The sequence below is a fragment of the Chryseobacterium sp. ON_d1 genome (assembly GCF_006829085.1).
Lineage (GTDB): Bacteria > Bacteroidota > Bacteroidia > Flavobacteriales > Weeksellaceae > Chryseobacterium.
The window spans coordinates 309990-327626 of the sequence record NZ_BJTC01000003.1 but is presented as its reverse complement, the minus strand read 5'-3'; the positions used below and the strand labels follow the sequence as shown (position 1 = coordinate 327626).

Below are 17637 nucleotides of genomic sequence, written 5' to 3'. Positions count from 1 at the left end.
ATACTCTGAACCGACAGACCGAGTCATAAAAAAACAGTATCCTCTTTCGGAGAACACTGCTTATATATAAAGTTAGTGATTTTCAGTTTTGAGTTTACTTCTTCAATATTTTCTCTGTTACTGTCGAAGATTTGGTTTTGAGTTTAATGTAATATACTCCTGTCTGAAGAGAAGATACTACCACCTGCTCCTGCATCATATTCAGAGCTCCCTGTTGTACCTGCTGTCCTGTCGGTCCAAAAATTTCATAGGAAATCAAAGGCTCCTTACTCCGGATGCTAAGCACATCCTGAACCGGATTCGGATATAATTGTATTCCTGCCTGGACAGCCGTTTCCTCTACCGACATCTGACTGCATGCCGATTTGGAATATTTTGTAATAAAAGACTGGGACTTCCCTCCCGTTACATTGACTGTCATCGTATTGACATTATCATTGGATTCTGTAAACAGCTGGTCATGAAAAAGACCCCCTAAAACATAATTCCCGTTCTTGTCTACAGCAATCGCTGTAAATTCATCCTGAATCTGAAAGTTACTGTGAATCTCCCCGGTACCTATTACCATTCCTGTATCTTTATTAAAACGCACTAACAAAGGATCAGACAAATCCGAATTTGGACGTGTCATTGAAAAAGCTCCCCAAATTTCATTCCAGCTTCCTTTAGCAAATGCTAATTCATTCCCGTTAAGTGCAATTTTGCCTTTCATAAAGCGGTAAGCAGAAAAACTGGTAAGCCCGTCGGGAACCTTCGCCCATTGTACTATCCCATCAGCATTAAGCTTCATCACAAAAGGAGTTTGCCCCTGATATATTTGGACAGGAAAAGAGTAACTTCCGAAAGTTGTAGGAACCGTTCCTGAAAAATAACGTCCTGAAATATAAATATCTGAAGAACCTGCAGCTTTGATAACAGAATGAATTTCATCATCCATAAACCCAGGTAAGCTGTTATCAAATTCTTTTCTCCATAATTCTGCCCCGGTACTGCCATTAAACGCAAGCAGATAGGCATTTTTTGTAAACGGAACGTTATTGTATGAAAAGCTCTCCATATTACTGCTATAGTTTCCAACCATTCTTTTACCAGCCAGATAATACCTGTTTAAAGTTTCATCATACAGCAGATTCACTTTACCATCTGTTCCTCCCGCTGTTAATCCTCCTGTAATAGGAAGTAACAAAGGTGTTGCAGGTGTCATATTCCCATTGTCATAGTTAAATTTGACCAGATAATACTGCAACGATGTAGTGAATGTTGAAGGCACTGTAATCAAACCATTTAAATGAGTACCTGCTCTGAAACCCATAATAGCATGAATATTTTTGGATGAATCCATATACATCATCTGTACATCACAACGTCTGCTAAGATAACTGACATCTCCCTGTAAAGCCTTACTCCAATCCAGTGTTCCATCAGCCGTTTTATATTTAAGCAGATAACCTGCTTTATGTGCGGGTTCTACCGTCTGATCATAATAGGTATACAAAGGCAGTGTATGAGCAGCATCAAAATGCATAGGAACAGCAGTTGGATCTCCACTATATGAATTATTATAAAGAGTAGCCATTACATATAATCCACCATTATTATCCACTTCAATATGCCAGGCATTTTCTCCATCTTCTGACCCTCCGATAACGGTAGACCATAATGTATTACCCTGACAGTCTGTGGCAAACAAAATAAGATCACGAAGTCCATAATTAGGAACAGATACACCGTTCAAATTTTGATCACCATTCCATACACTTGCGAGATAATAGGTGTTGTTATTATTATCAACAACAATATCCCGGATAGATTCATCAAATTGGTAATTAAATCCCGGATCGGCAGAACCAGATTGTCCACCAGCCTGTTTTGCCCATTGCCATTGGTAAGTCTGACTAAAAGATAATACCGGCATCATAAGAAGCAATCCCCAGAGTTTGTTTTTTAATTGTATCATAAAAATCATTTAATTATAACATACTATAAAAAAACAGTGCTCTCCGAAGAGAACACTGCTTTATAAGCTACTAATTTTTAATTAGTTTTCCTTGTAATGATGTATCTCCCGTTTGTACAATAACGATATAAACACCTTGCAGCCAGCTGGAAACTTCCACGTCCAGTTCTCCTGAAGCCGTTTTAAGTTCCTTACGGAATTTGATATTGCCCATAGCATCAAAAACTGTAATCTGTTTTGCCAGTAATTTTTCATCGCCCGTATTATACGAGATTTTCACTTTTTCCTTTGCAGGATTTGGGATCATTTTCAGAGAAGAAACTGAAGCTGAGCTTACACCTCTTCCTGCATTTTTCATCCCCATCCAGTCCGGATCTACTGCCTTAATGGTAAACTTACAGGTTTCGTTAGAGAATAATATCTCATCTGCTCCCTGGAAGCTTGAGTTTGGATAGAATGCCAACGGATTTGCGTTCATGTCATACATTCCTCCTGCCGGAATTGTAATAATAGATGGAACATAGATTCCGAATCCATTAACACTTGATACCGTAAGACTTATCGGCTGGGTTCCTGTGTTGTAAATAAAACCATAAACAGCATAATGATCTCCAACCCACTTCATTCCTTTAATTTCTCCTTTGATCTTACAGTCTTCGGATCCACATTCTTTACCCGGATAGTAATTCATAGTTCCGGATGTGTACTGGCATCCTAAATGGTTAACCTGTAACTGGTAAGTTCCTGCATTAATGATGTACAGCGGAAAGATGAAGTCATTGTTTCCGCTCTGGATATTGTTTCCGAACAGCTGCCAGTCATGGTGGTCAAATACTCCTTTAGGCCCTAAGATATAGTTATTCTCTCTGATACATTCGTCATAGCATCCTGTAGGGAATACCCACATCAGGCTTTCAAGACTTAATGGCACTTCTACATAATTAGATACTTTACAACCGCTTGGCGCTGTATAAATAACCTGGTACGCACCACCTTCATTTACGGTGATTGTCTGGCCTGACATTCCATTGCTCCAGTTATAATCTCCTGAAGATGGTCCTGATGCAGTTAACTGAATTTTATAAGGCTGGCAACTCACCAAACTATACGTTGCAGTAATAGATGATGGCGGATTACTTACTGTAAGGGTAAAGTTTTTAGAACTTATGCACCCTGATGTTCCTGGAGTTCTTACCTCCAGTGTATAAACATAGGTTCCTGCCGTTAATGCTCCTGTATTATAAGTGATAGGATAAGGAGCAGAAGTCCATGGAACAACCACTGAACCGGCTTTTTTCCATTGGTATTCTAATGTATTGTCAGTTACAAGACCACTGAGTGTTGCAGAAGATCCTGCACAGATATTCGCTTTACCTGAGATATTTACATAGGGAACATTTTTAACTGTCACTGTTGCTGCTTTAGTACTCATGATGCTTGTTCTACAACCATCAGATGATACCAGTACCGGCCAGTAAGTTCCCGACTGAGTAGGTGTGAACGTCATTGAATTTGGTGCTCCCGGCACTGGCTGGGAACCGTTCATCCAGATATACTGGCTGGCCGTTCCTACTGAACCATTAAATACAAGTGTAGGAACAGATCCTGCACAGGCAACTACGTTAACAGGTGAGATATTACCATCAATGAAAGCTTCATTCACGCTAATGTTTGCAATTGGTGAAGTATACACACATCCGTTAGGGGTCGTGATTTTTAGCTGTACTGTTTTGGCACCACTTGTATTATACGTAACCGTAGCGCCTGCTCCGGTAGCTACATACGCTGTACCATCAAAAAGCCATGTGTATGTATTAGCCGGGGTGTATCCTGGCGCAGTAAATGTAATAGGTTCACGTACACATATCCATGCCGGAACCAGGAAGCTGGTACTAGGAACCGGAGCTAATGTGATGGTCTGTGTAGTGGTACACACTGGTTTCCCTGGCGCAGACATTGTCATTGTGAAGGTATAAGTACCTGGCGCCAGATTATTATATGTAGCCGTCTGACCTGTCTGAGTTGGCTGTCCGGGACTGGTGAATGTGTAGGTAACAGATGCCGGATTGATCTCAAATATTGTAGAAGTGTTGAAAAGAGTCACATTATACCCGTTTCCATTACACACTGTACTGATATTGAATTTAGGCTCATAATTTTTTCTTACTTCTACGGCTTTGCTGTACCAGCATGCACCGTATCTCAAACGTACAAAAACAATATGTGCCCCTGCAAGACCAGTCTGGTATGTAGCTGTAGGCTGTCCCTGAGGAGAAGTTAAAGTAAGAACATTGTCTGATGACCATTGAATCTCATCAGGAGTTCCGTTATAGGTTAAACCTGAAACAGAAATCGTATTACAACCTGACCACGAAGCAGCAAAACTGATCTGAGGATCTGCTGTACATGTCCCGCTGCTTGGGCATAACTGAGCCACATTAACGTCCTGTGAATAAACCACACACCCATTAACATCTATAGCCCGTACTTTATAGGTTCCAAAAGCACCTGCTCCAGCTATCGTGTAAGAGTTGGTAGTAGCACCTGGTATAGATGTATTATCTTTAAACCACTGCCATGAAGTAATATTGGTAAGCCCGGTAGAACTGTTTGCCGTAAGGGTATATGGTGTCATAGTTGCAGGATCACATACCAGGATATTATATACCGGAGAAATTGTTATAATGGTTTCAGGATATATCGTAAAGTTTGCGCTTGCAGTAGGCTTATAGTTACATCCGTTAGTTCCTTCATATGTTACAGTAACCGTTTGGGAAACATTGCTTCCTGAATTGTTCTGGATATATCCGTTATTTGGGAAGCTGTAAACTCCGGTCGGGTTAAAGGTTGCAGGAAACTGAGTTCCATTAGCAAAAGTGAATATCACATTTGTTGCTGAAGTGATTGTTCCCTGATTCACGGTGAAAGAAAGGTTTGAGCCTAAACAGACTCCTCCAATATTAGTAAAGCTTACTACCGGAAGCGGTATTAAAGATACCGGCATGCTGATAATTTTCGTTACTCCACATTTTACCACTCTTAAGTTCAGCATGGTGTTGCTTGTTGAAGAAATTTCGTTGAAGTTTACCGTAATATTAGCGGTGCCCTGACCTCCTATAACACTTCCAAAGTTGGCACTTCCGAATGTCCATTCCATAAAGTCGGGAACAATACCGTTCAGATTGGCACTGAAAGTCTGGGTACTGCTCGGACAGAAAGGTCCTGAATTAGGGGTGATCGTAATCGTGTTAAGATCCAGCGCCGTAACATTGAATGAAATAGGAGCCGAAAGGCAACCTGCATTACTGATTGATTTGTTCTGCGCTGAAACGGTGTATGATGAAGCGCCAGAGTTAAAGATCACTGTTACAGAAGAACCGGCATTACTGCCCTGAATTGTTCCGTTCGTAACACTCCAAACCGGTATCATTCCTGCATCTACAGAACTGATGGTATATACATAAGGTTTTCCCGGACACACTTTTGTTTCTCCAGAGATTGTTCCGGAAGGTGGCTGTGGAATTGGGAGTACCTTAATGATTCTTGAATTACTCTCGCAGCCTCCCCCTTGTTTGGTAGCTGTAATGGTATAAGTACCTGCTGTTGCAAAGTTGTAGGTAAATGTACCTGTTGTTGGTGGAGATGTATAAGTAGATCCTCCTGTCGTTACTTTCCAGATAACAGGTACGTTTGGTGTAGCTGTAAATGCCTGGCTTGTTTCTGCACAGATCTCATCTGTTCCTCCGCTTATCACCACAGGTGCTTCCACTACGATATCGATAGAGGCACTCCCCCCACATTTTAATAAGGTATTCAGATAATTAGCCGTAAGATGATATGTCCCCGGTTGCGTAGCTGAAAAAACAATTTCATTTCTCTGCTGGGTATTGACCAGCATACCTCCTGCAGGACCTGATACATTCCATTGAACACTGGTTGTAGGCCATTGAGGAATTGAATAAGTATACTGTTTTCCTGCACATATTACTGCCTGGCCATTAACTTTCGCATTTTTTAGCACTACAGGAATTTTAATAGTAGTCCACTCAGGGCAGCCGCATTCAGACCGATACATCACGTAACCGAAGCCATCAAGCGGATCTACCTGATCCCACTTCACTTCAATTTCGTTACCATTATTGCTGACAATTGAGCCTCCGATAACTTTCCATTCTCCTTTACAGTTATCCTGCACATTGTATTTTTCCAAACTGTTTTCACATACTACAGAAGCACAGTTGATCTGTACAGGATCCGTTTTTATCACCTTGATCTCTTTTTTATATTTGCTCTGGCAGCCGCACTTGTTCGTTACCGTCAGCTGAACAACATAATTACCGGGATTGGTATACGTATGGGAAGGTTCAAAAGCTGTGGATGTGGAAGTAGCTCCATCTCCAAACTCCCAGAAATAATTGATAATATCCGATCCTCCGTTTTGATCAGAAAGATTATCAAAATAGACCGTTGTATTTTTACATACGGTATAATCCAGATTTAACAATTCAAATTTGGCGATGGGCCTGTTGATCTTTTCAATACAGATCGTCTGGGTTTCAATAGTTCCGTCACTGTAGGTGATAACTGCCTGTAAAGAACCGCTGCCTGCCGCTCCCCAAATAACGTTCGCAACCGTATTTCCTGGTCCGGAAATGGCTGCAGTTCCTCCGGAAACAGTCCACTGTACATTGGAAACATTTGATCCCTGAACCTCATATTTAACAGGAGTGACTGATTTCTCACAGACACGGAGGCATTGGGATGAGTTGATGTAAGAACTGGCGATCCCATTATCAGGGACCTGACTTTCTTTTTCGCCACGGAATTCCTGGCATCCGACCTGTTCAGTCCATGTAATTCGAGCTTGTGCCTGCAGTACCCATGGTACCAAAAGCCAACATAGTAGTAGCCATCTGAAGATGTACTGCCTACCAAAATAGGTGTTGTTTTTCATAGTTATTAAAAAAGTGTTATTAATTTTTTGTCAAATTAATAAAAAAAATAATATAAAAATCATTTTATAGTGAAAAAATAACATTATTTCACTATTGAATTTCAACAATATAAAGAAATTCATAAGTATATGTTATTTCACACACCTATTAATTATGCAGGAAAAGTCAGCATTCTCGCGGGTTCTTGAGTATAAATAAAATAAAATTCTACATTTATACCATATTAAAAATAAAATAATAACTAAAATATAAATTAATGTTATTTTTTTATAGTTAAAATAAATTAATACTTAAATCATTACACATACAAAACATGCAATTCATATCAATTCCCTATCCTTTAATTTTGCCATGAACTTACTCTCCACATATAGATCTGTATAACCATATTTATTACCTTAAATAATACTGATCACCGAAGGCATATACAGGATAGAATTGCCGGCACGATTAAAATATTTTATCTTTGTTTCTCGAGGCTTATCATAAATATATATTTGAAGATCTTCCCTATGAAAAACAACAGCTTTTTATTTTCTGCAAAAGGAATTTGCACCGCGGCTTTTTTATCCTTAAACACCATTGTTTATGCTCAGAAAGCAGCAGATATTTCAACCATATCAGAGAAAACTTTAAATACCATTCTTGAGAAAAACAGAGCATATTATACCCAGGGAAAAGTAGCCGATTATATTCCTGAACTGGGAAAAATGGATGCTAAAGCCATTGCTTTCTCAGTGGTGGATAAGAACGGAAAGGTATTCAATACTGGTGATGTAAGCAAGAAATTCACAATGCAGAGTATTTCTAAAATCATTTCACTGATGGTTGCAGTTAACGAAAAAGGAGAAACCCATATTTTTGATAAAATGGGGTACTACGGTTCAGACAAACCTTTTAATCATTTTTCAAATCTTGAAACCACAGGAAAACCGCTCAATCCAATGATGAATGCAGGAGCTATTCTTACCACTTCATTAATATCAGGAGATGGTGAAAAACCTTTCCTTAAAATACTGGACATGGTGAGGTACATTACCAAAAATCCTTCAATAGAGTATAACAAATCCGTTTATGAATCCGAAAAATCAACGGGACATCGCAACCGTGGCATGTTTTACATCATGAAAAACAGTGGTCTTATTTCAGGAAACGAAGACCAGCTGGACAATTATTTCAAACAGTGTTCTATTGAACTTACCGCGGAAGACCTTGCAAAAATCGGGTATTTCTTTGCCAATCAGTGTGTAAGATTTGACGGAGATTCTACATATAAAAATGCTGACATGGCCAAACTGATAGAATCACAGATGCTGACTGCCGGAATGTATGAGTTCAGCGGAGAATATTCCAGAATGGTAGGTCTGCCAAGTAAATCCGGTGTCGGTGGTGGAATTACAGTGAGTGTTCCCGGAAAAATAGGAATCGGGGTATTCAGTCCTGCCTTAGATCAGCATGGAAATTCGCTGGCAGGTTACCACATGATTTTAGATCTGGCCAAACAGTACGGATTAAGTATTTTTTAAAGATTAAAGCACATAAAGTATCATAAGGGGCTCCAAAACATTTTGTTTTGGAGCCCTCTTACATAAAGGCTTAATGATGATCTCTCCTATTTATTAAAAATGTATTTATTTTATCTGCAAGACCGACCAGTACATGCCCTTTTTCCGGATCAATATAAGATTCAAAATCCGGAAGTAATCTTTCAAGTCTTTCTTTTATCTGTTGAGAATCCCGGATCACATCATCTGCTCCTCCTATAAAGAAGACAGGCATGGTGATATTTTTCAATTCTTCATCAGAAAAAATATATTCCTTATCCATCCTTGCATTAACAGAAGACTGCATGAGATTCATAAAGTCCAGAATCGGCTGATCTATTTTCTGTGAACCCATAATCAGTTTATTGATTTTTCTCTTCCCGGCATTCCCGAGAAAAGAAAAGAGTATCGCTTTCAAAACAAAACTGCGCTTCGTTTTTACAATTCCTCCCGGAGAAAGAAGAATGAGCTGACTGACCTTTTCAGGATATCTGGATGCAAACTTTATTGCAAGCCATCCGCCTTGAGACAATCCCACCAAAGATGCTTCTGCTATTTTCAGCTGTTGGAAAATCTCATTCAGCCAGTCACTGTAATGATCCCCTTTGTAAGGAAGTCTGTTTTGCTCACTTTTACCTGGTTCCCCAATAATATCAATAACATATACTTTGTATTCTTTGCCGTACAAAACAAGATCTTTTATCCAGGACGCAGCATTAGAATTAGCCCCATGAAGTAATATAAGTTTAGGATGATCTTCATTTCCATAACTCAGAACATGGGTTTCTCCAAAATTTGTTGGGACCATTTGCTGACGGATATTTCCTTTAAAATTTGCCAGCACAGTATCATACTGCTCCAATACCTTTTCTCTGTGAGCATCTGATTTGAAAATTGTTGTCTGTTTCATATATATACCTGTTTTCATTTGTAGTATTTTTTTAAATCCAAAACAAATTTCTGTATGATACCCCCAAAAAGTCAGATCTCCGGAATCTGAATGCAGTTATTCAAGATCAACCAGAAACTGGTCAATTTCAAAAAAGGCAGGTTTACACGAATGAGTAATGGATGGATAATATTGAAACTCATTCTTGATCACCATCATTGATCAATATCAGAAAATGAGCTTCATATTATAAAGTACAGGCATATATCAATCATAATTTCATCAGATATCAAATTATGATTTAGTTTGTAACAGTGCAAAAATACAAAAGTTTTTACAAAACACTGGTATTATCATAAATTGTAAATGCAGGACAGATGTTTTTCGAAATCCCCAAAGAGGTTATACGCCAATATAACTCATTAACAAACAGATTATTTACTCTAAAAAATAAAAAAAATACTGATATGAGATATTTACTTTTTTTTATGAATTTCGAAAAGATATATTAATTATTCTTAAAAATACCTATATGTTTATTTATCAAAAAGATATGAAAAATTCACAAATAATTTAAATTAAATCACAATATATTGATTAATTTTATTTATATTCGCATTATCGTTTTATCAGATTGATAAAGACTATTCTAGCATTTCTGAACATTATTCACTGTATATTATCTTTTTGTAATATATCAAAAACAAATCTCTCTTTTTTGAAATATTTTATTTTTTATTACTATATTTGCTTAACATTTCTTTAACTATAATTATTTATAGTTATGGCTAATAAGATTGTATCGACCTGTTTCTAAGAATAATAAAACAATAAATATACTTTAATAAAATTTGAACAATTGAATTTTTTATATTAAAAAATCATTATCAAATTTCATTTATGATTGAATATATATTATATTTTTATTATTTTTATTCACCATAACAAGAAATCTGCAGTTAAAACTGTCTGAATTGATATTTTGTTATGATATATTACCAACTATTCAATACCGTAAATGCTATGAAAAACTTGAGTAAAATCAGGCTAATGCCCTTTGAAAAGCCGGACATTAAACTTACATCTAATAAGTTATTGAAGAATAACAAATTATTGATGAGTTATCACAAAACGATACATTTCGTTAACGATTTAACAAAAACCAATTTTATTATATCATAATGAAAAGCATGGGGTCTTATTACCGAAAGGCCCAGCACTTTGTTATGAATCTCTTGCCATCATTCAATAATTATCACGCCATGAAAAACTTAACCATTATTGGACTAACGCCATTCGAAAAACCTGACGTTAACCTTATGCTTAAACTACATCAGGCGGGTGCATTTCCCGTCCTGAGTCTAGGTGACGAGCTGACAACTGCCCAGGAAGCGTTACATCAACTTGATCAGATAGACGTACCATCCTATGGTATTTATTTTTCTAACAACAATTTCACTACCCTGCAAATTCCTGAAAAAGTCAGGTTTGCGATTCTTCCATGCGGAATTTCCGGGCCTTCTCATCTGCCTGCTGTTTATCAGGTAAGCAGTGTGGAAGAAGCCAGACAGGCTGAACAATCCGGAGCAGAAGGAATTATTATTAAGGGGAATGAAGCTGGCGGATGGGTAGGTTATGAATCCACGTTTGTATTATTTCAGCGTGTGATCAAAGAAATACAGAGTATTCCGGTGTGGGTACAGGGAGGAATAGGTCTCCATACTGCCGCTGCATCTAAAGCATTAGGTGCTGCAGGAGTAGTACTGGACAGCCAGCTGGCTTTGTTCCCTGAAAGCTCAGTTCCCCAGGAACTGAAGGATGTATGCTCAAAACTGAATGGTACAGAAACTAAGATAATCGCCAACCATCGGGTGCTGGTAAGACCAAACTCTCCTTTGTTGCCAGAAAATGTTACCGCTGAAGATCTGAAACAGTACTTTAAAGGACTGAACCTGAGTACATGCTACATTCCTATGGGACAGGACATTTCACTTGCAACAGACCTGTATGAAGACTTCAGGACGCTGAAAAAAATGATTTTCGGATTCAAAGAAGCCATGTATGGACATTTGAAGCAGGCAAAGGCGCTGAAGGTAATTGATAAAGGTAATCCGATGGCTCAGGAACTGGGTTTAGATTATCCTATCGCCCAAGGTCCTATGACCCGCGTAAGTGATGTTCCTTTATTTGCCAATGCAGTTGCTGATGCCGGAGCTTTACCATTTGTCGCTTTATCCTTATTGAAAGGAGAGTCTGCAAAGTCTCTGGTAATGGATACCAAAAAGCTGGCTGGGGAGAAAACCTGGGGAGTGGGAATTTTAGGTTTTGCACCACAGGAATTAAGAGATGAACAGACTTCCTACATATTAGAAGCGAAACCGCCTGTAGTTTTGATTGCAGGAGGAAGACCCGCCCAGGCCAAAATATTTGAAAAAGCAGGAATAAAATCATTCCTACACGTTCCGTCCCCTGCCCTTCTGGATATTTTCCTGAAAGAAGGCGCTAAAAACTTCATTTTTGAAGGACGCGAATGTGGAGGTCACGTAGGCCCTCTGTCCAGTATGGTTCTTTGGGAAAAACAGATCGAACGTATCTTGAAAGAAGACCATCCTGAAAATATCAGTGTCTTTTTTGCAGGAGGAATTCATAACGCATTTTCAACCGCTTTTGTATCCATTATGGCCGCACCTTTAGCCGCAAGAGGTGTAAAAGTAGGTGTACTGATGGGAACAGCCTATCTCTACACCCATGAAGCGGTACAGACCGGAGCTATTCAGGAAGAATTCCAGTCGCAGGCTATGCAGGCGAAAGATACAGTCCTTCTGGAAACAGCTCCCGGACATGAGACACGCTGCCTGAATACGGCATTTGCACATCATTTCAATACTGAAAAAGCAAAGCTTTTAGCTGCAGGAATGGATAAAAAAGAGGTATGGGAACAGCTTGAAAAATTAAACGTAGGCCGTTTACGTATTGCTGCTAAAGGTATAGAGCGTCAGGGCGATAAACTTGTCAATATCCCCAAAGACGACCAGCTGGATCTAGGAATGTATATGATCGGTCAGGTGGCTACGATGCACAACCGTGTAATTTCACTGGCAGCTCTTCACCAAAACATTACAGATAATTACGAATATATTCAGAATGCAGCATTACCGGAAAAGCCGGTTTCTACAGAAAAACCGCTGGATATTGCAATTGTAGGGATGGAATGTATCTTCCCCGGTGCTAAAAACCTTGATGAATACTGGAGAAATATCATTTTAGGAAAAGACAGTGTTACCGAAGTACCGGATGAAAGATGGAATAAAGAACTGTATTATCACCCGGATTCTGACGGTCCGGATGTATCCCATTCAAAATGGGGAGGATTCATTCCTAAAATCGATTTTGATCCATTGGCATTTGGAATTCCGCCACAATCATTGGCAGCCATTGAACCTACACAATTACTGACCTTATTGGTAGCAAAACGTGCCATGGAAGATGCCGGATATGGTGAAAAACACATCAACAGAGAAAACATTTCTGTCATTATAGGAGCTGAAGGGGGAAATGATCTTGCCAACAGCTATAGTTTCAGAGGATATTATAAGCAGGTTTTCGGAGAAATTCACGAAGAAGTAAAAGAAGCATTTCCGCACACCACAGAAGATTCTTTTCCAGGTATCCTGGCGAATGTAATCGCGGGTAGAATTACAAACCGACTGGATCTGGGAGGCAGAAACTTCACCGTAGATGCAGCCTGTGCCTCTTCACTAGCCGCTATTGATCTTGCCTGCCAGGAACTTGTCTTAGGAAAATCCGATATGGTTCTTGCAGGAGGAGCAGATTTACACAACGGCATCAACGATTACCTGATGTTCTCCAGTACCCATGCGCTTTCCAGAAAAGGAAGATGTGCTACGTTCGACAGTGATGCAGACGGCATCGCTCTTGGAGAAGGAATTGCTATCCTTGTCCTGAAACGATATGAAGATGCTATCAACGATGGTGACCGTATCTATTCTGTAATTAAAGGAGTAGGCGGATCCAGTGACGGTAAAGCTCTGGGATTGACTGCCCCTAGAAAAATAGGCCAGGTAAGGGCATTAGAACGTGCTTACACCCAGGCAGGCATCAGCCCTGCTTCCGTAGGGTTAGTGGAAGCTCACGGTACCGGAACTGTCGTGGGAGATAAAACAGAATTGAGTGCCCTGACAAATCTGTTCAGCCGTTCAGGGGCGCTACCTGGGCAAACCCATCTAGGTTCAGTGAAAACACAGATCGGACATACGAAATGCGCCGCCGGATTAGCAGGATTAATCAAAGCTTCCCTTGCGGTATATCATGGTGTAAAACCACCTACCCTTCATCTTCAGCAGCCTAATGCCTATTACAATGCTGGAACCAGCCCATTTGCATTCCATTCAGAAAGTGGATTATGGTCAGAAAAAAACCGTTATGCAGGAATCAGTGCTTTTGGATTTGGGGGAACCAACTTTCATACGGTCATTGCCAACCATCCTAAACAGGATAATTCAATTGCCATGCAGTCATGGCCTTCAGAATTATTTGTTTTCCGTGGAGATACTTATGAAGAGGCAAAAGAACAGTCCGGTCAGATTAAAACTTTATTAGAAATTAATGATGGTATTCCGTTACAGGATATTGCGTACAGCTTAAGCATCAGTTCAGAAAAGCCTATCCAGTTCAGCATCGTAGCAGATACGGTGGAAGATCTGATGATGAAGCTTGAGCTGGTATTGCTAGGGATTGAGACAAAAGACACCTTTACTGTAAATAAAAAAGAAGGTAAAGTCGCATTTACATTTCCTGGACAGGGCAGTCAGAGAATTAATATGGCCCGTGACCTGTTTGTAGTTTTCCCGGCCATGCGTAAACTTCTTGATGAATACCCTGATCTTGAAAAAGTAATTTTTCCTTCTAAAACCTTTAACGAAGCTGATTTAAAGCAACAGAAAGAAACGATCAGAGATACCCGTTTGGCTCAGCCGCTTTTAGGAATTGTTGATCTTGCATTGGCTAAATTCCTTGAATCATTAGGCATTATCCCGGATATGCTGGCAGGTCATAGCTATGGTGAATTACCGGCTTTATGTTTTGCAGGAGTATTCGGAGAAGACAAGCTGGTGGATTTAAGTGTTAAGAGAGCTCAGTCTATTTTAGATTCAGTAGAAGGCGGAGACCCTGGTTCAATGCTGGCTGCAAGTGCTACTCCGGAACGTCTTCAGCCTGTTATTGCTAAAGTAGAAGGATGTTATCCTGTGAACTTCAACGCTCCTACACAATGTGTTATTGCCGGAAGTACGGAAGCCATCAATAAACTGCTTGAGATGCTTAAACAGGAGGGTATTTCTGCTAAAAAACTGGAAGTTGCCTGTGCATTCCACAGTCCTTTATTGGCAAAATCCAAGGAACTATATGCTGAAGTGTTGAAAGATATTCCTTTCGGGGAAATGCAGATACCTGTATGGTCTAATACTACAGCACAGGTATATCCAGAGAATCCATATGAAATAAAAGAAAGACTTACCGATCATCTGGTACAGCCTGTAAGATTTGTAGAACAGCTGCAGGCCATGTATAATGACGGTGCAAGAATATTCATCGAGGTAGGACCAGGAAAAGTACTTACCGGACTGACCAAATCCTGCCTGGAAAAAGATCAGCTGACCCTATATGTTGAAGACAACAGCCACAATAAATTCAGTCATCTGCTTTGCATGCTGGCACAATATTTAGGAACGGGCAGAAGCTTTAATATTGACAAACTGTTTGATGGCAGAAACGTGAAGGTTATTGATCTTAATCAACCTGAACTTTATAAGAAAAGCCCTGCTATCTGGCGTGTTAACGGGCAAACTGCCCACCCAACTACCGGTAATCTGCCATCTAATGGTGCACCACCACTCATAAACCCTATTCCCATGAACAATTTTACTACAACTCATCAGGCACCAGCAGCCGAAGCACAATCTACTGCCGAACGTATGCTGCAGGAATATTTAAACAGTATGAAATTAATGATACAGGCACAGCGTGATGTAATGCTTTCCTTTATGGGACAGAACCCTCAGGCATTCCCCGCTCCTGTCTATAATTCTCCGGTACCCGCTCCTGCCCATCAGCCCGTATCTGCTATTCCGGTTCAGCCTGTTCAACAGGAAAAACCAGCAGTTGCCTCAATACAACAGGCACCATCAAGAGATATCAAATCCTTATTACTACAGGTGGTAAGTGACAAAACCGGATATCCTCAGGAAATGCTGGGTATGGAAATGGATCTTGAAGCCGATTTAAGCATCGATTCTATTAAAAGAGTAGAAATTATCGGAACACTTCGCAATGAACTGGGGACGCTGGGTAACGGAAATACCAGTGAAGATACTGTTATGGAACAGCTTGCAGGAATAAAGACCTTAAGCGGACTGGTTTCATGGCTTACAGAATTTTCAGGAACAGAAACATCTGCTACTCCTGAAAAAAAAGGATCTGCGACTGAATCAACAGTTTCAAAATCACAATCTCAACCGGCATTCTCTCTGGAAGATCTTCAAAATGCCATTCTGAATATTGTAAGTGAAAAAACAGGATATCCAAAAGAAATGTTAGGTCTTGATCTTGACCTGGAAGCAGATTTAAGTATAGACTCCATCAAACGTATGGAAATCATCAGTGATCTTAAAACCAAGATCGGATTTGGTCAAAACCTTGAACAGGCCGATGATGTCATGGAAAAACTGGCTGCTATTAAAACCCTTCGAGGTCTGGCGAGCTGGATCAGTGAGATGAATGGTGAAACCAACGATGCAGCTCAGAAAGTGAAAGAAAAAAATACTACAGAACCAACTCAAAACATACTTTCACGTCTCCGTTTTGACATCACTCCTACAGATGCTTCTTTAGTACAGAATACAGAAGTTTTGAATGGAAAACGTTTTGCTATCACTCAGGATGACAGCAAACAAACTTCTGCAATCAAAGAAGCTTTGGAGAAACACGGAGCTATCGTAGAATTGGCAGATACAGAAAAAGATCTTTCCGATATTGACGGATTAATTATGCTGGATCTGTTCTCAGCAACTGATAAACCGAGCATTATTGATCATGTAGATCTGATCAAAAAACTGGATTTTGATAAGGCGAAATGGGTATACCTGATCTCAGACATTCCGGCACACCTTCAGGAAATTACAGATGCAAGCATATTACGTCATCATCAGGGATATCCTGGACTTTTCAAAAGTTTGGCAAGAGAATTTGATAATACAACTTGTAGATTAATCAGCCTGAACACCCCTCAGGAAGTAGACCAGATTGCTGAGATTACTTTAAAGGAAATCCTTACCAACGATAAACCTGTTGAAATCATTTATAAAAATGACCAACGACATAAAGTAGATATCATTCCCTCTCCATTATCAACAAGTCTGAATGAAGCTCATATCCAGTTAGATCAGAAATCTGTAGTCCTGGTACTGGGAGGTGCACAGGGAATTACTGCCGAACTGGTGAAACATATGTCTCAGGCTTATCCTTGTACTTATATTCTGGTAGGTAGATCCGCTGATCCCAGAAATGAACTTTCTGCGAAAGACTTTGAAGGCATGAAAACCAAAGAAGAAATCAGAGGCTTCCTGATCAAGTCAGGTCAATTTACATCCCCTGCAGAAATAGAAAAAGAAACGACGAAGATTTTCAAAAATAACCAGATCCTACGCACAATACGCGATATGGAAGAACTTGGAAATACGATTATTTATCAATCACTGGATCTTTGTGACGAAGAAGGCTTGAGTCATCTGATCAGTCATATCTATGAAAAATACAACCGTCTTGACGGGGTCATTCATGGAGCCGGTCTTTTAGAAGATAAATTATTCAAGCAAAAGACAATAAGCTCTTTTGGACGTGTATTTGATACCAAAGTGAAACCACTTCGTGTATTGGCAGAACAGCTTCGTTCAGACTGTCAGTTTGTGGTATTGTTCTCAAGTATTGCTTCCGTGTATGGTAACAAAGGCCAGACAGATTATGCTGCCGCCAACAGTGTACTGGATGATTATGCCAATGCTTTAAACAAAAGATTAAAGGGGAAAGTAATTTCCATCAACTGGGGACCATGGAAAGGTGCCGGAATGGTTTCGTCCACCCTTGAATCAGAATACGAACGAAGAGGTATTTCTATGATTCCGTTGGATGAGGGAAAAGAAATATTCCTTAACGAGATCAAATACGGAACGGAAAGCCAGGTGCTGATCATGTCAGGAAATAATTGGTAAAACACTG

5 protein-coding genes are annotated in these 17637 nt (G+C 39.7%); 2 read left to right on the top strand and 3 right to left on the bottom strand.

Features of this window, described 5'->3' with window-relative positions; translation table 11 throughout:
* Positions 1 to 94: 94 nt before the first annotated feature.
* Both CRS_RS06980 and CRS_RS06975 read right to left on the bottom strand, forming a co-directional pair.
* Complete coding sequence (locus CRS_RS06980; RefSeq protein ID WP_172617016.1) at positions 95 to 1957, bottom strand: T9SS type A sorting domain-containing protein; 1863 nt, start codon at positions 1955 to 1957, stop codon at positions 95 to 97.
* Positions 1958 to 2027: 70 nt separating this feature from the next.
* Entirely contained in the window at positions 2028 to 6911 is a 4884-nt protein-coding gene (locus CRS_RS06975) for a PKD domain-containing protein (RefSeq protein WP_142723345.1), read from the bottom strand.
* A gap of 513 nt (positions 6912 to 7424) precedes the next feature.
* Here CRS_RS06975 and glsA point away from each other — a divergent pair.
* Positions 7425 to 8438 (top strand): glutaminase A, encoded by a 1014-nt coding sequence (glsA, locus tag CRS_RS06970; RefSeq protein ID WP_142723344.1) that lies wholly within the window; start codon positions 7425 to 7427, stop codon positions 8436 to 8438.
* A 70-nt stretch (positions 8439 to 8508) separates the two neighbouring features.
* On the opposite strand, the gene CRS_RS06965 is transcribed toward glsA, so the two are convergent.
* Positions 8509 to 9384: an alpha/beta fold hydrolase gene (locus CRS_RS06965; protein ID WP_142723343.1), complete on the bottom strand. Its 876-nt coding sequence runs from the start codon at positions 9382 to 9384 to the stop codon at positions 8509 to 8511.
* 1223 nt (positions 9385 to 10607) lie between these two features.
* On the opposite strand from CRS_RS06965, the gene CRS_RS06960 reads away from it, so the two are divergent.
* Positions 10608 to 17630 carry a type I polyketide synthase gene (locus tag CRS_RS06960; RefSeq protein WP_142723342.1) on the top strand — a complete coding sequence of 2341 codons (7023 nt, stop codon included), beginning with the start codon at positions 10608 to 10610 and terminating at the stop codon, positions 17628 to 17630.
* Positions 17631 to 17637 lie beyond the last annotated feature (7 nt).

What these genes read in the sequence shown, in the direction of transcription:
- CRS_RS06960 (WP_142723342.1), top strand. Translation starts at nt 10,608, where the DNA reads ATGAAAAACTTAACCATTATTGGACTAACGCCATTCGAAAAACCTGAC.
- glsA (WP_142723344.1), top strand. Translation starts at nt 7,425, where the DNA reads ATGAAAAACAACAGCTTTTTATTTTCTGCAAAAGGAATTTGCACCGCG.
- CRS_RS06975 (WP_142723345.1), bottom strand. Translation starts at nt 6,911, where the DNA reads ATGAAAAACAACACCTATTTTGGTAGGCAGTACATCTTCAGATGGCTA.
- CRS_RS06965 (WP_142723343.1), bottom strand. Translation starts at nt 9,384, where the DNA reads ATGAAAACAGGTATATATATGAAACAGACAACAATTTTCAAATCAGAT.
- CRS_RS06980 (WP_172617016.1), bottom strand. Translation starts at nt 1,957, where the DNA reads ATGATACAATTAAAAAACAAACTCTGGGGATTGCTTCTTATGATGCCG.